20 protein-coding genes are annotated in these 20,648 nt (G+C 57.7%); 12 read left to right on the top strand and 8 right to left on the bottom strand.

Annotated elements, in window-relative coordinates; translation table 11 throughout:
• Positions 1 to 20 precede the first annotated feature (20 nt).
• From K3759_RS19595 to K3759_RS19570, 6 genes are all read left to right on the top strand, one after another.
• Complete coding sequence (locus tag K3759_RS19595) at positions 21 to 551, top strand: cell wall metabolism sensor histidine kinase WalK (RefSeq protein WP_259986322.1); 531 nt, start codon at positions 21 to 23, stop codon at positions 549 to 551.
• 67 nt (positions 552 to 618) lie between these two features.
• Positions 619 to 732: a hypothetical protein gene (locus K3759_RS19590; RefSeq protein WP_259986321.1), complete on the top strand. Its 114-nt coding sequence runs from the start codon at positions 619 to 621 to the stop codon at positions 730 to 732.
• A 341-nt stretch (positions 733 to 1,073) separates the two neighbouring features.
• Positions 1,074 to 1,478 (top strand): response regulator, encoded by a 405-nt coding sequence (locus K3759_RS19585; protein WP_259986320.1) that lies wholly within the window; start codon positions 1,074 to 1,076, stop codon positions 1,476 to 1,478.
• Positions 1,479 to 1,787: 309 nt separating this feature from the next.
• Positions 1,788 to 2,066, top strand: a complete 279-nt coding sequence (locus tag K3759_RS19580; protein WP_259986319.1) for a hypothetical protein — start codon at positions 1,788 to 1,790, stop codon at positions 2,064 to 2,066.
• A 703-nt stretch (positions 2,067 to 2,769) separates the two neighbouring features.
• Entirely contained in the window at positions 2,770 to 3,465 is a 696-nt protein-coding gene (locus K3759_RS19575) for an ABC transporter substrate-binding protein (protein WP_259986318.1), read from the top strand.
• Positions 3,462 to 4,478 (top strand): cation diffusion facilitator family transporter, encoded by a 1,017-nt coding sequence (locus K3759_RS19570; RefSeq protein WP_259986317.1) that lies wholly within the window; start codon positions 3,462 to 3,464, stop codon positions 4,476 to 4,478. Before K3759_RS19575 ends, K3759_RS19570 begins: the two co-directional genes overlap by 4 nt.
• 165 nt (positions 4,479 to 4,643) lie before the next feature.
• On the opposite strand, the gene K3759_RS19565 is transcribed toward K3759_RS19570, so the two are convergent.
• Together K3759_RS19565 and K3759_RS19560 are read right to left on the bottom strand one after the other, a co-directional pair.
• Positions 4,644 to 5,498, bottom strand: a complete 855-nt coding sequence (locus tag K3759_RS19565; RefSeq protein ID WP_259986316.1) for an SDR family oxidoreductase — start codon at positions 5,496 to 5,498, stop codon at positions 4,644 to 4,646.
• Positions 5,499 to 6,362: 864 nt separating this feature from the next.
• On the bottom strand, positions 6,363 to 6,605 hold the full coding sequence (locus tag K3759_RS19560; RefSeq protein ID WP_259986315.1) for a hypothetical protein: 243 nt from the start codon (positions 6,603 to 6,605) through the stop codon (positions 6,363 to 6,365).
• Positions 6,606 to 6,839: 234 nt separating this feature from the next.
• Here K3759_RS19560 and K3759_RS19555 point away from each other — a divergent pair, with 234 nt between their 5' ends.
• Positions 6,840 to 9,305 carry an NAD-dependent epimerase/dehydratase family protein gene (locus K3759_RS19555; RefSeq protein ID WP_259986314.1) on the top strand — a complete coding sequence of 822 codons (2,466 nt, stop codon included), beginning with the start codon at positions 6,840 to 6,842 and terminating at the stop codon, positions 9,303 to 9,305.
• 260 nt (positions 9,306 to 9,565) lie between these two features.
• Positions 9,566 to 10,363: a Crp/Fnr family transcriptional regulator gene (locus tag K3759_RS19550; RefSeq protein ID WP_259986312.1), complete on the top strand. Its 798-nt coding sequence runs from the start codon at positions 9,566 to 9,568 to the stop codon at positions 10,361 to 10,363.
• Between the two features lie 77 nt (positions 10,364 to 10,440).
• Here K3759_RS19550 and K3759_RS19545 read toward each other — a convergent pair whose 3' ends face one another.
• A complete protein-coding gene (locus K3759_RS19545) occupies positions 10,441 to 10,761 on the bottom strand; it encodes a BON domain-containing protein (protein WP_259986310.1) in 321 nt (106 codons plus the stop codon).
• Positions 10,762 to 10,797: 36 nt separating this feature from the next.
• Here K3759_RS19545 and K3759_RS19540 point away from each other — a divergent pair, with 36 nt between their 5' ends.
• Positions 10,798 to 11,037 (top strand): hypothetical protein, encoded by a 240-nt coding sequence (locus tag K3759_RS19540; protein WP_259986308.1) that lies wholly within the window; start codon positions 10,798 to 10,800, stop codon positions 11,035 to 11,037.
• A gap of 347 nt (positions 11,038 to 11,384) precedes the next feature.
• Positions 11,385 to 14,501: a CheR family methyltransferase gene (locus tag K3759_RS19535; RefSeq protein ID WP_311199025.1), complete on the top strand. Its 3,117-nt coding sequence runs from the start codon at positions 11,385 to 11,387 to the stop codon at positions 14,499 to 14,501.
• 9 nt (positions 14,502 to 14,510) lie between these two features.
• Here the strand turns inward: K3759_RS19535 and K3759_RS19530 are convergent, their stop codons facing one another.
• The 3 genes from K3759_RS19530 to K3759_RS19520 are packed head-to-tail and all read right to left on the bottom strand — an operon-like array spanning position 14,511 to position 17,952.
• Entirely contained in the window at positions 14,511 to 14,834 is a 324-nt protein-coding gene (locus K3759_RS19530) for a hypothetical protein (RefSeq protein WP_259986306.1), read from the bottom strand.
• The gene (gene ctaD, locus K3759_RS19525; RefSeq protein WP_259986304.1) at positions 14,831 to 17,314 is read right to left on the bottom strand and encodes a cytochrome c oxidase subunit I; all 2,484 of its coding nucleotides are present in this window, start codon (positions 17,312 to 17,314) and stop codon (positions 14,831 to 14,833) included. The genes K3759_RS19530 and ctaD overlap by 4 nt, the downstream gene beginning before the upstream one ends.
• Positions 17,311 to 17,952, bottom strand: coding sequence for a cytochrome c oxidase subunit II (locus tag K3759_RS19520; RefSeq protein WP_259986302.1), 642 nt, complete (start codon positions 17,950 to 17,952; stop codon positions 17,311 to 17,313). The genes ctaD and K3759_RS19520 overlap by 4 nt, the downstream gene beginning before the upstream one ends.
• A gap of 45 nt (positions 17,953 to 17,997) precedes the next feature.
• Here K3759_RS19520 and K3759_RS19515 point away from each other — a divergent pair, with 45 nt between their 5' ends.
• Positions 17,998 to 18,513, top strand: coding sequence for a DUF2231 domain-containing protein (locus tag K3759_RS19515; protein WP_259986300.1), 516 nt, complete (start codon positions 17,998 to 18,000; stop codon positions 18,511 to 18,513).
• On the opposite strand, the gene K3759_RS19510 is transcribed toward K3759_RS19515, so the two are convergent.
• On the bottom strand, positions 18,483 to 18,995 hold the full coding sequence (locus tag K3759_RS19510; protein WP_259986298.1) for a CopD family protein: 513 nt from the start codon (positions 18,993 to 18,995) through the stop codon (positions 18,483 to 18,485). The two genes, K3759_RS19515 and K3759_RS19510, sit on opposite strands and share 31 nt — an antisense overlap.
• Positions 18,992 to 19,711, bottom strand: coding sequence for a cytochrome c oxidase assembly protein (locus K3759_RS19505; protein WP_259986296.1), 720 nt, complete (start codon positions 19,709 to 19,711; stop codon positions 18,992 to 18,994). Before K3759_RS19505 ends, K3759_RS19510 begins: the two co-directional genes overlap by 4 nt.
• A 190-nt stretch (positions 19,712 to 19,901) precedes the next feature.
• Here K3759_RS19505 and K3759_RS19500 point away from each other — a divergent pair, with 190 nt between their 5' ends.
• Entirely contained in the window at positions 19,902 to 20,642 is a 741-nt protein-coding gene (locus K3759_RS19500) for a gluconate 2-dehydrogenase subunit 3 family protein (RefSeq protein WP_259986293.1), read from the top strand.
• Positions 20,643 to 20,648 lie beyond the last annotated feature (6 nt).

Here is a 20,648-nt window from a genome sequence, read left to right as displayed (position 1 = left end):
ATCTCGGATTTTTGGCTGTCGTGCGGGATGTCAGCGAAGAGCGCGCATTCGAGCGCACTAAGGACCAACTGATCGCCACCGTCAGTTATGACCTGAAAAACCCTTTGGCTGCGCTTTCGGGAGCATTGGAAATGCTTGGAGCAAAGCTGACTGGAGATGATGGCGCAGTACGCAAGTTGCTGCACCTTGCTCTGCGCAACGCGCAAGCTATCGAACACATGATTGCCGATATACTCGACGTTGAACAACTCCGTGCCCAGGACCAGCCAGATTTCATTGAACGCCCCCTCGCTCCTTTGTTGGTACAGGCGATTGAAACCCTTTCTCCCTACGCAAAAAGTCGCGAGGTAGAGCTGGCATTTAAGCACTCCAATGCCCCTAATGGGTTGCTTCGGCTGCATGAGGGTAGAATGCTGCGGCTGATTTCCAACCTACTATCCAACGCGATCAAGGCCTCAGACAAGGGCATGAGTGTAGAAGTTGGCCTTTCCGAAACGGGCTGCGGTTTCTGGGTAAAGGATCAGGGCGCTGGAATGCCACCCGACCTTTAGAACGTGCTATTTGAGCGTTTTTCGCGGGGGGAATAACTACAGGGTTAAAGAAGGCCATGGATTGGGAATGAGCATCGCAAAGGCGATCGTTGACCAGCACCTTGGAAATATCACATTTGAGACCGCCGAGGGTGAGGGGACCACTTTTTTTGTGAAGTTCCCTGTCCTGAGCTCAAAGTAACTGCTACGCTTCAATCGGTATCCACACGCAGCACTTTAAAGCCATTAACATGGGAAGATATCTATGGTGCTTTCCCCTTTCTGAGAACTAAGCTGCAACAATATCTTCACGCCCATCGCATCAAACCTCACTATGGTTGACCACGGCCTATCAAACCCTTGGGGCAATTTAGGTTCATTGACCATCTCATTTCAATGGTTAAGTGGCGCGGGGTTGATCATATGATGGCCGATTGGAAAGAAAATAGGTATGGGGGCTCTATATTCAGTGCTTAAATGTCCCGCGGAGTAGAAGTTCGAGTGGGCATGTTAACTGTCAAACATCATTAGGGTCTCTTCCAGATGGCATTAAATGATCTATGCGATGTTCTTGTCGTAGAGGGTGATCCGTTCTTGCGATTTGCTGCCATGGAACTTGTAAAAGAGGCAGGTCTTTCGGGCCACGCGGTCGAACAAGCGACCCAAGCCTTGGCCACTCTTGCGAACAACGCTGGCATTCGGATTATGTTCACAGCAATTGGACTTCCCGGATCGATCAACGGGTTAGAACTCGTTCAGATCGTTCATCGCAGATGGCCTCACATTGTGATTATCGTCGCATCCGGTGCTTCAAATGTAACATCAAAAGATTTACCGCTTGGCGGTACATTCATTGCTAAACCATATCGAGCAGAAGCCGTCATAACCTGCTTGAAAAGCGCAGCTTCAGATGGACTTCCCCAAGCTATTCTAGGCACACGCCTATAGCGCTTTCCTGGTTCTGAACAGCAAGGGAGATCATATGCTCTCCAGCCATTCCGATGTGGGCGGGCTGTAGGCGCGGTGGCTGGAAATTTGTGCTCTTTGCGGCGCTGCGTTCACTCCAATCAGGTGAATGCGCGGTAAATTTGTCTCAGCAAATCCGTAGAACGCCGGTGGAATGCTGTCCAAGGGTTTGATGTACCGTCGTTTTCCGGCGATCCGCAATAAGTGGAGGCAGGTTGCCCTCGATTGTTTGGTTGTATTGTGTGACAAACGCTCGTTTATTGGAGCTCGAATGACATTAGAAGATGACATATGCCAGCGTACCTAATCTCGTATTCGACAGCTGCAGAACAGACCAAAGCGAATCTCGACGAGTTCATGGCAGCACTCGGCGCGGTTCCGCTTGCTGAATGTCTCTGTGGATTGGAAATGGATCTTGGGCTTAAAGAGTTTCGCAATTGGTTGACTGATCAGCTAGAAGAAAGGGACGCTTTGGTAGTCATTGAGCTTCACCCACGCCTTGGGCAAGCTAACCAGAATCTTTCCAAAAGCGCAGCAGCGTGGCTGGAAGAAATGCTAGAGTCCGGGTGACCCTAGTTTGCCAGAGTAGTCAGTTTAACGGACAAAGCGCCTTTCGAAACCATACATATTCCCATAAGCTTTAGCTGCTGCCGCGCCCCGACCATAATATAGATTAACACGACATTGGGTGAAGCATTGGTAAACTCAATACTTCACAGCAGTATATTTAAGCAACGGATTTCTAGTATGTCCAAAGACAAGCATAGTTCTCGTGTTAGTAATCGTTTGAGACGATCGTTCTGGATCGGCATCGCTGCTCTGGCACTACTCTGGGCTCTCGCGGCCTTCGAGGTTATTGATTATCTTTCTGGTACGCAACAATCTACGGAAGCGCAGCGTTAGGATGACCTTGCTATAATTGATGATGCCAAAAGATCAGAAAAAGCTAGGTAACAAGTCCAACACCCGATGAGTGGAGCACTGACAAGAGACGGGTGCGCGAGCGCGACCCAACATGGGTATCGGCGGCATGACACCCGCCATGAAACTGAAAACAGCCGCCTGAATTCTACGGCTGGACCCCATTAAAAATGAGGGGATTACCCTTTGGGTCTCAGTTACATTGAAATGACAACCACTCAGGCCCCTTCAAAGGAACATTCTAATAATCCGCCAGTTGTTTCCTTGCGATCCTGCTCAAAGGAATAATCTGATGACGCACCGCGAAGCTACGCCGTACGGTACTCCAGGCGTAGGAAGTCTGACCAGACTGATGACTGCTATGATTCTCGCGGTAGTGAGCCTGCTCACCGCCTGCGACGATATGCGATTTCCGCGTGATGTGGAAGGAACCCTTGAGACCGTTCTCTCCGACAAAGAAATGACCGTCGCGGTGTCGGAAAATCCGCCATGGGTCGTATTCGGGGACAGCGGCTCGCCGCAGGGTGTCGAAGCCGACCTGACGCGTGCCTTTGCGGAAGAGCTGGGGGTCGCGATTAGCTGGAAGCGCCTTGGCGTCTTTTCGGCGCTAGCTGGGTTGGAAACGGGCGATATCGACCTTGCCATCGGAGGCTTTGCCCGCAAAGACGTAACCACGGTGACCGGTGCCGCGCCAAGCTTTGTCTACTTCGAAGAAGCCTTTGTCATCGGCACCCGCACGAAAGAGGACCGTACCGATAGCTTCGAAGACCAACAGGTTTTCGTCCCAAGCCACCTCCCCCTTGCCGCGCTGGTGGAGGACGAGGGCGGCATTCCGGTTAATCAATGGACCGATGATCTAACCCTCGCCGCCGTCCCACATTGGCAGCTTGAAGTGAATAATCTTGCCGCTACCGAAACGACGTTGCACCGCACGGAACATGTCATCGCGGTGCAGCAAGGCGAGAACGCTTGGCTCATGCGGATCGAAGGTTTCTTTCGGCGTGAGGCCGGAACAATCGGGGCGCGTTTGCGGGCCTATGCGCCATGACCCGCTCCAACCGCACCATGCCCGAGGCGCAGAAGAAAGCGCTCCACCGGGCCCGTTGGTTAGAGGTCATCTGGATTGCCATCTTGGTCTCCATCGTGGCCGCGATCTACTTTGCGGTGGGCAGCAGCCAAGCCATGAAGACCGCTTGGATCGAAGACCTGCTCAGCTTCGTGCCTCCCGTCGCCTTTCTCGTGGCTTCTTGGATCGAAGGGTGGAAACCGAACCGACGCTTTCCTTTGGGATATATTCGGGTCACGTCAATCGCTTATCTGATCAGCGCAGTGGCCCTTGGCGGTGTCGGGATATTCCTTATCGTGGATTCCTCCATCGCTCTGTTCAAGCAAGAGCACCCGACCATCGGCAGTATCGAGATCTATGGCGCAACCATCTGGTTTGGCTGGGTCATGATCGCGGCACTGGCCTATAGCGTTGTGATGCCGGTCATCTTCGGCCACCTGAAAATGAAGCCTGCCAAGATGTTGCATGACAAGACGCTCTATGCGGACGCCATGATGAACAAGGCGGACTGGATGACCGGGCTTGCCGGTATCGTCGGTATCCTTGGAATCGGGATGGGCTGGTGGTGGGCCGACGCCGTTGCGGCTATCGTGATCGCGCTGGATGTGCTTCATGATGGCTTCAAACACACCGGCGCCGCGATCCGCGACCTTAGTGATGAAATGCCGCGTACGATTGAGGATGGAGAGTTCGATCCTTTGATCGAAGAGGTTCAACAGACCTTTAATGCACTGCCGTGGGTCCGCGAAAGCCGTCTGCGCCTGCGTGAAGAAGGGCGTTATCTAACGGGCACGATCTATGTGGTCGCGCATGAGGACGGCGGCGCGCCTGAGATGGTTGAGGATGCCGAGGCAAAGCTGTTGGACCTGAATTGGCGTATCCACGACATCTCGATCATGCCGCGGACCAAGATCGAGGAATCGGTTACGATCGAAGGCGCGGATGATGGCACATTGCCCCTGCGACCCGGAGCCCGGCGTCAGCGCCTACGCTGAGTGATTCCGTGTGAGCACGACAAAATTTGATCTAAGCGACAGACCTTCCCGATGAGTTTCAAACCGCTAAGCTGAAACGGCCCTTATTCTTCTTGGTGTGGAAAGTTATATCCCCGCCCGCGCGGCGGCAGTTCGCCATACCGCGCAGGGCAATGGGCAAATGGTTTATCCTCCAACCAGCGTGCCGCCGTTCGGGTGCAGTACTTGCCCGCTCATGTAGGATGAGTCCTCACAGGCGAGGAACAGCAAGGAGGGCGCAACCTCATTCGGCTGGCCGGGCCGCCCAAGGGGGGTGTTCTGACCAAACTCCTCAACCTTGTCGGCGGGAAAAGAGGCCGGGATCAGGGACGTCCAGATCGGCCCCGGCGCCACGCCGTTGACCAAGATACCCTCGGGCGCAAGCTTACTTGCCATGGCACGTAAGAAGGACAGGATCGCCCCTTTGGTCGAGGCATAGTCAAGCAGCAAATCTTGGCCTTTATAGGCCGTTATCGAAGTGACACAGATGATCCGCGCGCCCTTTTTCAGGTGCGGCAACGTCGCCTGCGTCATCAAGATCATGCCAATGATATTTGTGCGGAACGTACGCTCAATCTGGGCTTCCTCAATGTCTTCAAGTCTCTCCTGTGCGTGCTGTTCGCCGGCGTCATTTACCAGAACGTCAATCTTGCCAAGAATCTCCATCGTGCGGCGCACGGCATCCTCGCAAAAGTCTTTCCGGCCTACATCTCCTTCCAGCAACAGCGCCCGGCGGCCCTCGGCCTCAACTAACTGTTGCGTCGCTTCGGCATCACGGCTTTCGTTGCGATAGACGATGGCGACATCCGCCCCTTCGCGCGCATAAAGCAGCGCTGTGGCCCGGCCGATCCCGCTGTCACCCCCGGTGATAAGCGCAACTTTATCCTTTAGCCGATCCGAACCGGGGTAGCGCGGCATATACTCGGGCGCGGGGTCCATCTTGTGTTCTTGACCGGGCTGGCTTTGCGGGCTGTCGAGAGCGCCGAAATTCTGATCTGTCATAGCGCATTCCTATATTGTACGGCCCCAGAAGGCGGGGCGTTAAAAAGATTAGAGCTACGAAGGGTCAATGTTCGCTCAGCCGGTAAGGTTTCCGCGCGGTGTCGGAATGAGAGAAATCCTGCGCATTTTGGTAGTCGGTAACCTATGGGCACCTGATCTGGAGAAACAGTCCATGTGTACATAGACCTTTCCGGATTGAGATGCAGAGTTTCGGTGAGCAGTGATGAACCGGGAATTTGTCAAGCTCGTGGCATGCTGTTGCGATGTAATCCTGCCCCCCGTTGGGTTCTCCTAAGAACGGGTCAAAAATATGGGCGGGGAAATTAGATACGGGCTCACCCCGAATGTTCAGACGCGGCACTATGTCCGCTTACCCATTCAGTCAAAAAAAGAACGGCTCTAAGATAATCGCGCAAGTCTAAATGAATAGGGTTATTCAAAGTTTTTATTGAGGCAAATGAAATGCGACGGCGCACCCGGGGTATTTTAAGGGGAACGGGCCGCCGCAGCTTTCCAGACCCTAAGAAAGGTCATGGACTGGAGGTGAGACAAATTTCACCTATCGCGCTGATCTATGCGATTCTATAGGAATGACAACCGGATTCGTGCCATTTGACAGATATCTTATCTGACGCCAGGATATGCTTTCAAAAACAGGCAGGAACAGGCACCAGAGCTTCGCAGCGATAACAACCCGAACGGCTACACACACTTCCAATGGTGCATAAGCGCACCAACTTTCTCCTAGTTCATGACTCGTTCAGTGGTTCTCGGTAAGATGTTTCTTCTTCTATTAGATATGGAGCTTCAAATCCGCCCAGTTGGGCAAGCTGTATAAGTACGCGACGTCGGTTTCACCGAGATTCAAGCAATAGGATTTTGACGTAGTTCGAGAAGTAACTCGTTAGCCAAGCGGATGATTTCCAGTTTCCTATCTTGGTCACACGGCTTTCTCGCATCTTCGCAAAGGGTCTCGGTCCTCTTTTGAAGAGCCAACAGCTTTTCATCTTCGGCTTCTGAAGTTCTCGACCGTCCGAGAGCGGACCGACGCTCAACCAATGCTTCCTCCAGCTCGTGAATCTTTTCGTCAAATTCGTTCTGTTTCACCATGAACTCCTTTTTGCTTGTGTTATTAGGGTAAGCTTCATTGAAGTCATTTTCAATGAGAGCGCGATTAAGCTGCGGCGTACTTTAATGCGTGGTCGGTGCATTTTTCGTACTCTAAGCCCTGTACGGTTGAGTGTGATTTCTGATGTCCGACATGAAGACTGAAACGTTTAACGGTGAACAAAAACTCTTCCAAACGGTTGGTAGTCCAAAGGACAAGGAGGAGGAAAAACGATGCCCCAAGATAAGCCGGTTGTCGTGATCACCGGTGCTGCAGGGAATATCGGACGGAGGCTGCGAAAAGCGCTTTCCCGAAGATATCGGGTAATCGGTCTTGACCGTCCTGATGGCGCGGAACGTGACGAGACCATGATTGGCTTCGACCTTACAGACAGTGCTTCGGTGGAGCGCGCAATTGACGAGTTAAGACAAACGGTCGGTGAGCACATTGCTTCGGTCATTCATCTTGCAGCCTATTTCAACTTTAGTGGAGAAGAACGTCCTCAATATAAGTCGGTAAACGAAGACGGCACCCGGAACCTTCTGCGCGCTTTGCAAAAGTTAGACGTAACGCAGTTTGTCTATTCCGGCACAATGTTAGTCCACGCCGCAGGACGCCCCGGCACAAGGATCACCGAGGATACGCCGCTCTCACCATCTTGGGCCTATCCACAGTCGAAGGCTCGCACTGAACAGATTATCGCCGAAGAGGCGACAGATATGGCCACCGTATATTTGCACTTGGCAGGGCTCTATGATGACGAAAAAGCGGTCCCGACGCTCAGTCATCAGATTGCGCGGATCTATGAGCGCAACATAAAGAGTCATGTATTTTCGGGGAACAGCGATGCGGGGCAGGCCTTTATTCATGTTGACGACATGCTGCGCCTGTTTGAATCCACCGTGGATCGCCGCGGCGACATTCCGCCCGGTGAAGTGATCCTTGCCGGTGAGCCGGATACAATGAGCTATGGCGCCCTACAGAACCAGATTGGCGGCTTGATCCACGGGGAAGACACTTGGGAGACGCTGGTGGTACCTGCCCCGGTGGCCAAGTTGGGTGCTGCGCTCGAGACAAAGTCGGAACCTGTAGTTCCCGACGCCTTGGACCAAGGTGAGAAGCCTTTCATCCGACCATTCATGATTGACATGGCGTCGGATCATTTTGCTTTGGATATCTCCAAGGCGCGGGAGTTACTGGGTTGGTCACCGCAGGAACGTATCGCCGGCAAGTTACCGGTACTCATCTCCGCACTGAAGCGCGATCCGTTGGGCTGGTACAATGCCAATGGCATCACTCCGCCCCCTTGGCTGAAGGCTGCTGAAGATAAAGCACTTAACCCGGAAACCCTGCGAGAGGCCCACGAAAAGGATTATCGGGCTCAACATCGCGCACATTTGTGGACAGGATGGGCAAACGCAGGGTTGGGCCTGTGGTTGCTCACTGCTCCACCCTTGCTGGGTCATGCCGGCGCGTGGTTAGCTTGGTCCAACGTCGTTGCGGGCTTTCTGCTCACCGCGCTTGGCTTTCTATCATTGTCTTGGCGTCTGCATTGGGCACGGTTCGCTGCCGCCGGACTGGCCTGCTGGATACTTTTTGCGCCGCTTGTTTTCTGGAGCGAGAGCGCTGCAGCCTATCTTAACAACACTGTTGTAGGAATGCTGGCGTTTGCCTTCGCTCTTTGCTTTCCCCCCGTGCCTGGTGTCTCGCCTGTCGCTGCCCAAACCGGGCCAACCATTCCAAAGGGCTGGGACTATTCACCCTCTGACTGGTTCCAACGGCTGCCGGTCATCATGCTGGCAGTGGTAGGGTTGCTGATCTCGCGCTATCTGACCGGGTACCAGCTGGGTGGCATCGCGCATGTTTGGGAACCGTTCTTTCCCGGCACTACCCTTGCGAAGAACGGTACCGAAGAAATCATCACATCCTCAGTCTCAAAGGCGTGGCCCGTACCTGATGCCGGAATTGGCGCACTAACTTATGCGCTTGAGATCTTGGTGGGTGCGATTGGCTCGGCCCGGCGCTGGCGGACAATGCCCTGGCTAGTGGTCCTCTTTGGGGTGATGATCGTGCCCTTGGGAGCTATTTCCATCTTTTTCATCGTGATCCAGCCGATCGTCATCGGCACTTATTCGACGTTGGCCTTGATAGCCGCGGCGGCGATGGTTTGGCAGATACCCTATTCATTGGATGAGCTGGTGGCGACCTATCAGTTCCTACGCCGTCGTCATCGAGCGGGCCAGCCGTGGCTACGCGTTTTCTTTACCGGCGATACTGATGAAGGACCGAACGAGACCTGGATGGACGACTTCGAGCGTAGCCCCCGCGCGATCGTGAGTGAAATGGTCTCGGGTGGCATGACCTTCCCTTGGACCTTGCTGGCCTCGATGGCAATAGGATTGATACTGATGCTGTCTCCTTTGATGATCCCGTGGAGCAGTGGGGCGGCTGCGGCGAACCATATCGTGGGAGCGCTGGCTATCACTTTCTCGGTAACGGCGCTCGCGCCGGTCGCACGACTGGCTAGGCTCCTAAATGCGCTCTTAGGTACTGTGCTGCTATTTACACCCTTCGTAGCCGACGTAGGTTGGGGGGCCACAGGCTTTTCCCTTCTCTGTGGGCTTGCGCTTATCGGCTTTAGTATTCCACGTGGGCCGGTGTCTAACAGATACGGCACTTGGGATCGCTATATCCGCTAAACGGATACCTGATAGCAACCCAAAAGCGCTTCTCACTGTCCGCCCACTAAGCCAGATTGCGTCGACCGAACCAAAAGATTCGTTATTAGGTCGACCCGGCCGGCTGAGGTTTTGCCATGCATTACTTTCCCTGCAGCAATTACGAGTTAGCTGTTCCATTAAGCGGTGGGGATGCCTGTGGAGTTGACGTCATCAGCATCTCAGGAACAATTTAAGATAAAAGATCGTTAAATGAATAGAACGTTGACGTGGGGGAAGGAATGTCGCGTCTACTGGATTTCTGCAGAGGAGAAGTGCCGACCGCAGTTGATGCTGAAATATGCTCAGCTTTGCGCAAATGTAATATTGAGCCGATTTCCTTCCGATCACAAGTTGATATCCAGCATGAGGGTGACCGATCAAGATCAATGTATCTGATAAGATCAGGCTGGGCCTACTCCTACGCCGTGCTTGCAGATGGGCAAAGGCAAATCCTCTTTTTGCATCAAGCGGGCGATATTGCTGGTCTTGCCGATTTCGGCACCGAAAGCGTCAGCTGTTCGATGCGCAGTCTGGGAGACTGTGTGATTCTGCCGATCCCGTTCACGGCCATTGCGACATTATCGTCTTCCACCCCGGGCATCATGACATATTTGCTGCAAAAATCGGCTCAAATTCAATCGATCCTGATGCGGACGCTCACTGCTGTAGGCCGCATGGAGGCGCGACACAGGGTAGTCTGGCTTATCCTCATGCTGCATGATCGGTATTCCAGTTCAGTCACGACTACATCCGCTGTCATTGAAATCCCTTTCAACCAGTCAGAAATTGGCGATCTCATCGGGTTGACCAATGTTTCGGTCAGCAAAGTGCTCTGCCAGCTATCCGATGAGGGTTTCATCGAACGCAAGGGCAGCAAGGTCTTGTTGCGGCGCTTGGCAGATATGCAGACCCTGATAAATTATGAACCAATGGGTTTTTCGGAAGGATCGTATTTGAATTTGAAAGAGGAATACGGAGATCGGGGTGCCGTTAAACGGGTTTCCGGAAGTCAGGGAGAAGTGTCGGGGCTGGACTGACTTTCGCTTCCTCAAGTCAGAATAGGCTACGCTCGTTGAGCGTAGCCTGACCTGCTGAAATGTAACGGCCGCTGAAATTACTTGGTCTTCGGCTTATCTGATTGGTCGTCATTCCGTCCGGATTGCGACTTCTTCACACGCAGATTGTTCTGGACGTGCTCGACGCCGGAGCAGGAATCCGCGCAATCCTCCGCGCGGCGTTTCGCTTGTTTGGAATCGACCTCACCGGATAGTGTGACCTCGCGATTGGAAACGGAAACGTCGATGTCGGAGGCATCAACATCATGATCGTCTGACAGGCGATCGCAGACGTCTTCGCAAATCCGATCGTCCGAGCGTTGATAGTTCTTCGGTCCCCGTCCGCGGTGTGATTGGCCACTCTCGTAGCCCCCCTGCATACCCCGTGAGCCACCTTGATCCCAGGATGATCCCTGATGACCGGACTGCTGATAGCCGCGCTGGTTCGACCCATATTGACCTTGCCCGCGATCATACCCGCCGCCGTAGCCACCCCGCTGGTAACCACCTTGCTGATAGCCACCTTCTTGGTAGCCGCCCTGGCCGCCTTGCGCGTAACCGGAATCATACTGGCCACGTTCCGATCTGTAGTTCTGGCCGGATTGGCCGGGACGTTCACCGCTCCAGCCGCCCTGATCACGTCCACCGCGTGGTGATGGGTCGTAGTTGCCTTGGCCACCGCCTCCTTGCTCTCCTCGCGAGCGATAGTCGTCCTGATCCTGATACGGGCCCCGTCCACGCGACCCTTGTCAATCACGGTTTTGATCCCAGTCGTCGCGACCGTGCTGACCGCGCTCGTCATAGCGGGAAGGCTCATGGTGATGATCTTGATTGTTCATTTGATATCTCTCCTCCAGGTGAGTCGCCGACATGATGCCGACCGACTCATTCAGGTTCTCCGTTTCGTGATCGCGCTCATTAAAGCGTTTTAAGCAACCTGCCGATCCGGCGAGCTAGAAAGGAGAATGCGCCGATATCCGCGCATCAGCATAGGAGCAGTCCCTTGTGGATTTCAGCACAACAAAACCGTAGCGTGACCCGCATGATTACTGATCTGCCACTCGTTGTTGGTGTCGGAGCCTCTGCCGGGGGTATCGATGCGTTGTCGCACCTGTTCGAAGGGATCCCGTCGCGGTGCGGGATGGCCTTTGTCGTGGTGACCCATCTCAACCCGGATCGGGAAAGCCTGCTGCATACAGTGCTGGCCCAGAAAACCGGGATGCAAGTCAAGGTTGCGCAAAACGGTGAACGGGTCGAGGCGAACACGGTCTACGTCATGCCCGAAAGGGTGTTCCTGTTGATGAAGGACGGCCGGCTGCGGTTGATGGAAAGCACACGAAGCAGCCGCGAACACAAACCCATCGACATCTTTTTCAGCTCTCTGGCAGAGGACCAGAAGGAAAACGCCGCCGCCATTGTGCTATCGGGGGGCGATGGTGACGGAACGCTTGGCGTCAAGGTCATCAAGGAAAAGGGCGGCGTGACTTTCGCCCAGGTTGCAGATGGAAATCCACCTCTCAACCCGGAAATGCCGCAAAGCGCCATCGCCACGGGCTTCGTGGATTTTGCCCTTCCCGCGGCGCAGATGGCGGAGAAGCTGCTCGAAATTCATGACGGTCGCGCGACGCCGGACGCATTGGTCATATCCGCCGATGCCGATCACAAAGCAGAGCCGTCGGAGGTGCAGGCGGCGATCTCCAGGATCCTGCTGCAACAGACCGGCCATGATTTCTCTGGCTACAAGAGCAAGACCTTCTTCCGCCGTGTCGCGCGACGCATGCAGGTCAGACAGATCGGCGATCTGAAAGAATACTGCACCCTGCTGTCCCGGGACGAGGATGAGATCAGCGCCTTGTTCAGCGACCTGTTGATCAGCGTCACCAATTTCTTTCGCGATACTGAGGCCTTCAAGGTTCTTGCGGACAAGGTCATTCCCCAGATTTGCGGGAACCGGAACGCCAAGAACCCGGTGCGGGTCTGGGTGCCTGCCTGCACCACCGGCGAAGAGGTCTATTCTCTCGCTATCCTGATCAGCGAGCATCTGGAGGAAAACGCCATCACTGCGCCCGTGCAGATCTTCGCCACGGACATCGACGATCCGGCACTCGCCGTCGCACGGCAGGGCCGGTATCCCGAACAATTGCTGCGTCAGGTCAGCAAGGAGCGGCTGGAGAAATACTTCCATCGCGACGGGCTTAGCTATGTGGTGTGCAAGAAGGTGCGCGAGATGTGCATCTTTTCGCCCCACAATGTGATCAGCGATCCGCCGTTCTCGCGCATGGACATGGTGTCGTGCCGCAATCTTCTGATCTACTTCGGTCCCGAACTGCAGCGGCAAGTCATTCCTACCTTCCACTATGCGCTGAAGCCGGATGGCTACCTGTTCCTCGGAACGTCGGAAAGCATCAGCCAGTATGCCGACCTGTTCCGCACGGTGGAGAAGCAAAGCCGGATATTTCAGGCAATCGAACGTCCTGACCGGCGCTGGAACCCGGCCGGCATGATGAACCGGATTTCCGACAGGAGAGAGGGAAGCACCCACGAGCAGGGGCTGTCCGATATCCAGCTGCGCCACAAGGTCGAACGGCATATCCTTGAACATTACACGCCCGCCCACGCCGTTGTGCGCGAAGACGGTGAAATTGTTTTCGTCTCGGGCGGCACCGGCGGTTTGCTGGAACTGCCGCGAGGTGCCCCCTCGCGTCACCTTCTGGATATGGTGCCGCGCGACGTGCGCTTGGAATTGCGCGCTGCCCTGCGGCAGGTGGTCGACAGCAGGCGAGCGACTGTCCGGCGTGACCTTTCGATCCTCACTGCCTCAGGGGACTTGAGCCGCCTGAATCTGACCGTGGAACCTCTGCGAGGCACAGGTGAGCGGGATCCCTTGTTCATCGTCTTTTTCGAGCCGGCTGAAATCTCGGCTCCGGATTCCGGTGCTGGAACCACGGAGGACAGCCGGAGAAGCGAAGCGGCAGAGAATGAAGTGCGCGAGATGCGCGAGCGCCTGCAATCCACCGTCGAGGAATATGAGACCGCCTTGGAAGAATTGAAATCGTCGAACGAGGAACTGGTATCGGTCAACGAAGAGGCGCAATCCACCAATGAGGAACTTGAGGCCTCGAAGGAAGAAATGCAGTCCCTGAACGAGGAACTGAACACGATCAATGCCGAATTGAACGGCAAGATCGAGGAACTGGACCGCGCCAACGCCGATCTGCGCAACCTCTTCGAATCGACCCAGATCGCCACGGTCTTTCTGGATGGCGACCTAGTTATCCGCAACTTTACGCCCGCCGCGGCAGAGCTGTTCTATCTCCGGGCGGCGGACCTCGGGCGACCGCTGTCGGAACTGTCCAGCGTCAGCGATTATCCCGAACTCAGGGATCATATCCGCGAAGTGTTCCAGTCTGGGTCGATCTATGAACACCGTCTGTCGCGTTCCCAGACGAAGACCCACTATCTGGTGCGGATCACCCCCTATCTGGGTGCCGATGAGACGGTCGAGGGCGCGGTGGTCACTCTGGTCGATGTCACATCGCTCGCGCAAGCAGAAGAGCACCAGAAAATCCTGATCGCTGAGCTGAACCATCGCGTCAAGAACATGCTGGCGGTGATCATCACCATCGTGAAGACGTCCCTCAGGGGGAAAGACATCCCGCCTGAGGTGTTGGATACGCTGATCAACAGGTTGCACGGCATGGCGCGTGCCTACAGCCTGTTGTCCGAACGCTCCTGGACCACGGTCGGGGTCCGGGACATCGTTCAGACGGAAACCGAACCGTTCGAGCAGGACCGCATCCACGTCAGTGGACCGAACGTGAACCTGCAGCCAGCCCAGGCATTGGCGGTCAGCATGGTCATCCATGAACTTGTTACCAACGCGATCAAATATGGCGCGCTTTCCAACACCCGCGGCACCCTCGAAGTGAGGTGGAACTTGACAGATAACCGCCTGACTCTCGAATGGCGGGAGCGTGATGGACCGGAGACGAGCGAACCGAAGCGAAACGGCTTCGGATACGTTCTTATTGAAGGTCAGGTAGAGCAGCAGCTCAACGGCAGATTGGAAACAAAATTCGACCCCAAGGGTTTGAACTTGAGAATCGAGTTTCCCTTGTAAGGATCGGCTCTACCCACAGGTTGATGACACGGCGAGGGGAAACAAGGTCCAACCGGTTGCCGTTACACCCGACCAGGCAGTTGCCAAGTTTCCCACCCGGTAGAAATCAAGGGTCGAACCAGAAAGCCGTTTTCTCACCGCCAGAAGTAGAAGCAGTTGCACCAGAATGGCGGCGAGCCACGCTCCCAATGACGTCCATCGAAAGAGTGACAGGCCGGACAAGGCGATTTCGGTCCAACCGAAAGCACAGCCCAAACCGTGCAGTCCGTAGATCGCGCTGAAACTGGCCAGCCAGACCAGCAGCGGCAGCAGGATGCGGACAAGCTCTTTCACGCGATCATTCCCGGCAAATGGGCCGCGAGCAGGATCAGCACCGTGATCGCCGCCAGATAATCCGACCAGAGCGCCACAACGGCAAAACCCGCCCGGCGCCGCGGCGAGGTATAGCCGCACTGGACCTGCAAGATCAGAAAGCCCTGCATCAGCAGAACGAGCAGCGCATGGGTCAACCCGTAGACCGAAAGGATCATCAGCGTTGCGGCATAGGCATGGCCGTCAGGGGGCGGCAGGCGCAGCAGCAGGACCCCGAACACCACTGCCGTGGCAACCGTGGCCAGCAGTGCGGGGGCAAGGGCGATCATCGGCGGGGTGCCCGCGCGGTTGCGGCGGGCGCTCAGGTGCTGGGCCAAGGCGGCGACGAGCGCTGCACCGATGCCGAAGGCAAGCTCGACCCAAGAGGGGGCGAGCCATTGGGCTGGGGGCCAGCCGGGCGCGACGGTCCAGAGGAAGGCATAGCCAAAGAGGAGGGAGCCGAAGAAGGTTGCATTGGCCATCAGCAGGAAGGTCGAACCCCACCAGCCCGGCGATCTGTCGCTCTCGTTCGCCAGCGGCAACAAGGTGCCGCGCCCGACTTTCTGCGGCCCTTGATCGTCCCGCGCGCCCAGTTGCCAGACCCAGACCAGCGCCAAGGCCGCCACGCCGGCCAGAGCCAGCGGGGTGAGCCAAAAGAGCTTGAGCAGGATCGACAGGAAGAACCCGCCCGTCACCGACGCCATCAGGATCGGCAGCCGTGTGTTGCCGGGATAGATGACCAGCGCCTCGAGGCGGCCGCTGGCGGCATCCACCATCAGGGTCTCGCGCCGGGCCACATCGGGCGCGCCGAGGTAGCCTTCGCCCTTGGCCAGTCGGTTGGATAGATCCGGGGTGTCGTAAAGCGGGGCACGCGCGCCCACCATCGGCAGGCTGGCGAAGTTATAGGCAGCGGGCGGCGACATGCCGGCCCATTCCAGCGTCCCGGCCCGCCACGGGTTGCGCGGCCCGCGCACCGCGACGAAGCTGTGGATGATAATGTCGACCAGCACCATCGCAAGGCCGATCGCCATGACGAAACTGCTGACCGAAGAGATAAAGTTGATGACCCCCCAGCCGGTCTCGGCGTCATAGGTCTCGATCCGGCGGCGCTGGCCCAGCAGGCCGACCCAATGCATCGCCAGAAAGGTGCCGTGGAAACCCACGAAGATCAGCGCGAAGGCCAATTCGCCGAGCCGGAACAGCCGCTTGCGCCCGCTCACCAATGGCAGCCAGTAGTAGATGCCCGCCAGCATCGGAAAGACGAAACCGCCGAACAGCACATAGTGCAGATGCGCGGCGATAAAGGCGGTGTCATGGGCCTGCCAGTCAAAAGGCACCACGGCCACCATCACGCCGGTCAGCCCGCCGATGATGAAGGTGACGAAGAACCCGAGGATGTGCAGCATCGGCATGTGCAACTCGGGCCGGCCCTTCCACATGGTGCCGATCCAGGCAAAGACCTGTACCCCCGTCGGCACCGCCACCAGCGTCGAGGCGGCCGAAAAGAACGCCAGCCCCATATGCGGAATGCCGGTGGTGAACATATGGTGCACCCAGAGCCCGAAACTGAGAAAGGCCAGCGCCAAAGCGCTCGCGACGATCCAGCCGTAGCCCAGCAGCGTCGTGCGCGCCATCACCGGGATCACGGTCGAGATCACCCCGGCGGCGGGCAGGAAGATGATATAGACCTCCGGATGGCCGAACAGCCAGAACAGGTGCTGCCAAAGCAGGCTGTCGCCGCCCAGATCGGCTTGGAAGAACGGGAGGCTGAAGGCGCGCTCAACCTCAAGCAGGACCGAGCCGAGGATCAGTGGCGGAAAGCCGGTGAGGATCATCAGCGAAGTGACCAGCGCGTACCAAGCAAAGATCGGCATCTTGTCGAGCGACATGCCGGGGGCACGATATTTCAGGATCGAAACGGTGAATTCGACGGCGGCGCAGATTGCGGAAATCTCGACGAAGGTGATGCCGATCAGCCAGAAATCGGTGTTGATGCCGGGCGAATGCAGCGGCCCGGTCAGCGGCGGATACATGAACCAGCCACCATCGGGCGCGATGCCGAAGAACAGCGCCACCAGCAACATCGCGCCGCCGAAGGCATAGCACCAGTAGCCGTAAGCGGTGAGCCGCGGGAAGGCGAGGTCGCGGGTGCCGAGCATCTTGGGCAGCAGATAGATCGCCAGCCCCTCGAAGGTGGGAATGGCGAAGAGGAACATCATGATCGTGCCATGCATGGTGAAGAACTGCGCAAAGGCACCGGCATCCACAAAAGCGGAATCAGGTGTCGCCAGTTGCGCGCGGATGAGCATCGCCAGCACGCCGCCGACAAGGAAGAAGAAGAAGGCGGTAAAGAGAAACATCCGCCCGAGGTCGGAATGGTTCACGCTGCTGGTCCAGCCCTTCCAGCCCGGCTCTGAGGCCCAGATCGCATCCAGCTTGCGGTGACGGCGCAGCGCGTTCATGGCGTCTCCTTCGCGGTAAAGGCGGCCCAGCCCGCCGGGTCATGGGCCTCGACCGAGAAGGTATGGCGGCTGTAGCCCGCGCCGTTGTACTCGGCGGTCAGGCCCTGGTAGGTGCCGGGGGCATCGGCCTCGATCCGCAGCACGTTGACATGGCCGGGAATGGCGTCCAGCTTTCCAGCCAGACGCGGCACCCAAAAGCTGTGCACCACATCTCGGCTGGTGATCGCCACATCCACGGGCCGCCCGGCAGGGATGTGCAGCAGGTTCTCGGTGACATGGCCGGGGCGGTCGTCATAGGAAAAGCGCCAAGCCCATTGTCGGGCCTCGGCCTCGACCCGCACCACATCCGCCGCGGCGCGGGGCATCAGCCGCTCGCCGGTGACCAGACCATAGGCCAGCAAGGCCGCGAGGACTGCGATGGAGAAACACAGGCCCAGACCGATGATCCAGACCTTTTCATCCCGCGTGGCATTCTCCGCCTGCCGGGGTGGCCTGAAAGCGCCGATCACCAGTGCCGCCACCAGCGCGAGAATCAGCCCCGCGCCGATGAACATCACCCACCAGAACGTCGCGATGGCGCGCGCCGCCGGGCCCGCCGGATCGACCACCGACAGATCGCCGCTGCAACCAATCAGCACACCGCACGTTGTCCCTGCAATCACCCCCCGAAGGAGCCCGCCCCGATGAGCGAGCAAAGCAATGAGACGGGCGAGGACCGGTTGATCGACCCGATCGCCTCTCAGCCCGGCTATGAAGAGACCGAGACCCGCATCGCGCTTGAGGGCCACCCGATCCACGCCATGAGCGTGGCCTTTCCCATCGCGCTGTCCTTCTGCCTGCTGGGGGCCGATCTGCTCTATTGGTGGACCGGCGATGCTTTTTGGGCGCGGGCGGCCCTCTGGGCGGCGGGGACGGCGTTCTTCTTTGGCGTGCTGGCGGGGTTTTCCGGCGCTGCCGAGCTTTTGCTTGTGAGCGGCATCCGCTCCCGCGCTGCCGCTTGGACCCATGCGATCATCGCCGTGACCTTGCTGGCGGTCTTGGGCGCGAATTGGGGCCACCGGCTCTATGGCTATGAGGCGGCGGTGCTGCCTTACGGCATCCTCCTGTCGGGGCTGGGCGCGGTGATGGTGGGGTTTACGGGTTGGCATGGGGGCAAATTGGTCTTTGATTATCGTTTGGGCACGTCGAAGGGCAATTGACCGCCCCGCGGTTCAAGCAGCCAGCCGGGCAGGGGGAAGTCCCAGAGGTCGGGCTTGCCTAAAACCAGCATGAGGATCACGATGACGGGGATGCCGACGGCAGTGATCGGCAGGTAGGATGGGGGCAGGCGGTGTTTCTCTGGCTTCTCGGCCACCTGCACCACCAGATGCCCAATCCAAGCATGGGCGGCGGCAAGCACCGCGACAAACAGCAGTTTGGCATAGAGCCAAGGGACGAAAACCTCGCGAAAGAAGATCAGCCATGTGCCCGCCACCACCGCCACGACAGCAGCGGGGGTGACGAGGATGGCATAGGTCGTATGAGTGGCGCGGCGGATGCGACTGTACTCTTCCGCCGTGCCAGCGGGATCATGGCGGGACAGCATCAGGGGCAGGGCAAGCAGCCCGGCGCACCACAGGATGAGCGCGGCGATATGCACGCCTTTGAAGAGCGTGATGAGAAGCGGGAACCAGCCGCTCACGCGGAGCCCGCCCGCAGGGTCGCCCATCCGCGCCGTGCCACGGCCCCGGCGACGACCGCATAGGGCAGTCCCGCAGGCACCCACATCAGGATACCACCAAGCTGTTGGTCGGCCAGCGGCGAGAAGCCCCAGTCCATGGGGGCAACGGCATGGGCGGCATAAAGCGCTTCGGGCGCGAAGGTCAGGATTGCCCCCAAAAGACCCATCTGCGCAAAACCGGCGATGAGCAGGGTCAGCGCCTCAACAGGCGTGCGGCCGGGGGCAAACACTGCGCGCCAGAACCACAGGGCAGCGCTGAGCAGGCTAATCTGCATCAGCCAGTACACCCCGACATGCGAGAGCGCGAGGTCATAGGCCACCGGCAGATGCCAACCCCAAAGCACCCCGGTCGAGACCGCGAAGGCCGCCATCGCACCACCCGCCCGCCGCGAGGGCCATGCGCGGGCCAACAGCGGCGCGGCGACGGCGAAGAGCAGCACGTGATGCACCACCCGCGCCGAAAACAGAGCCGAGGAAAGCGCACAGAGGGGCGAGACGAAGGCCAGCACCAGAACCCCCACGGCGGCCATCCCGTGGCGGCTGCGCGCGCGCAGGACAACGAAGAAGAGCAAAGACAGAGCGGCCAGAAGAAGCGGATCGAAGTTCCAGCGAAACCAAAAGTCCTCCGGCCCCGGTGCCGGTCCACAATAGGTTCGGATCCAAGCATCGCTGAGCAAGGTCTATTTTCCCTTCGGTCGTTCCCTAACAGGAACGCTGCGCGCGGGCAGATCGTTCCAAACGAGTTAAGGCGCGGTCGGGTTTCCCCTCAGCCCGATCAATTTTCCTTGACCCCCGGTAAAAGCGATCCAGCTTCTACCACAGGGCGCATTACGCCCCGAGGCTATACGCATCACTTGGAGGGGTCACTTGTCTTTTCCGACGCGCCGCAAAATTCTGAAATCCTTGCTGTTCGGCGGCACCGCCATCGCCGCCCCTTCGGCTGTCTTTGGCGCGATCTATGGCCGGGGCGAGGGGATGCCTTGGGAGCCCCTGAAGGGCCAGCCACCGTATTACGGCACCCATGAGGATTGGTTCTTTACCCCCGATGAACGCGAGGCCGTCGCCGCGATCTGCGCGCGGTTGATCCCGTCGGATGGGGACGGGCCGGGGGCGGTTGAGGCTGATGTGATCACCTTCCTCGACCGGCAAATGGCGGGGTTCTATGGCCGTGGGCAGCATTGGTACATGAAGGGCCCCTTCCGCGAAGGCACGGCGACCCAAGGCTATCAAAGCGAGCACCCCCCGGCAGGGCTTTACCGCCACGCGCTTGCTGAACTCGACGGCTATTGCCGCGCGCAGCAGGACGCCGGGTTTGCCGCGCTGAGCGCGGCGCAACAGGACGAGATCCTCAAGGGGATGGACGACGAGGAAATCACCTTCGACGGGGTCTCGGCCAAGGCGTTCTTTGACCTGATCCTGAAAAACACCATCGAAGGCTATTTTGCCGATCCAATCTACGGCGGCAACCGCGACATGGTGGCGTGGCACTACGTCGGCTTCCCCGGCACCCGCTATGATTACCGCGATTTCGTGGGCCACAACGGCGCGCGCATTGATCTGCCGCCGGTCAGCCTGATGGGCCGTCCCGGCTGGAACAGCTCTGAATAAGACACG

The sequence above is a fragment of the Sulfitobacter sp. W027 genome, from assembly GCF_025143985.1.
Lineage (GTDB): Bacteria > Pseudomonadota > Alphaproteobacteria > Rhodobacterales > Rhodobacteraceae > Sulfitobacter.
The sequence above is the reverse complement of the archived record's forward strand: the minus strand, read 5'-3'. Positions and strand labels throughout refer to the sequence as shown.

Excerpts from the sequence above, each read along its gene's own strand:
- K3759_RS19590 (WP_259986321.1), top strand. The coding sequence starts at position 619 with ATGAGCATCGCAAAGGCGATCGTTGACCAGCACCTTGGAAATATCACA.
- K3759_RS19585 (WP_259986320.1), top strand. The coding sequence starts at position 1,074 with ATGGCATTAAATGATCTATGCGATGTTCTTGTCGTAGAGGGTGATCCG.
- K3759_RS19580 (WP_259986319.1), top strand. The coding sequence starts at position 1,788 with ATGCCAGCGTACCTAATCTCGTATTCGACAGCTGCAGAACAGACCAAA.
- K3759_RS19575 (WP_259986318.1), top strand. The coding sequence starts at position 2,770 with ATGACTGCTATGATTCTCGCGGTAGTGAGCCTGCTCACCGCCTGCGAC.
- K3759_RS19570 (WP_259986317.1), top strand. The coding sequence starts at position 3,462 with ATGACCCGCTCCAACCGCACCATGCCCGAGGCGCAGAAGAAAGCGCTC.
- K3759_RS19565 (WP_259986316.1), bottom strand. The coding sequence starts at position 5,498 with ATGACAGATCAGAATTTCGGCGCTCTCGACAGCCCGCAAAGCCAGCCC.
- K3759_RS19555 (WP_259986314.1), top strand. The coding sequence starts at position 6,840 with ATGCCCCAAGATAAGCCGGTTGTCGTGATCACCGGTGCTGCAGGGAAT.
- K3759_RS19550 (WP_259986312.1), top strand. The coding sequence starts at position 9,566 with ATGTCGCGTCTACTGGATTTCTGCAGAGGAGAAGTGCCGACCGCAGTT.
- K3759_RS19545 (WP_259986310.1), bottom strand. The coding sequence starts at position 10,761 with ATGCAGGGGGGCTACGAGAGTGGCCAATCACACCGCGGACGGGGACCG.
- K3759_RS19540 (WP_259986308.1), top strand. The coding sequence starts at position 10,798 with ATGACCGGACTGCTGATAGCCGCGCTGGTTCGACCCATATTGACCTTG.
- ctaD (WP_259986304.1), bottom strand. The coding sequence starts at position 17,314 with ATGAACGCGCTGCGCCGTCACCGCAAGCTGGATGCGATCTGGGCCTCA.
- K3759_RS19515 (WP_259986300.1), top strand. The coding sequence starts at position 17,998 with ATGAGCGAGCAAAGCAATGAGACGGGCGAGGACCGGTTGATCGACCCG.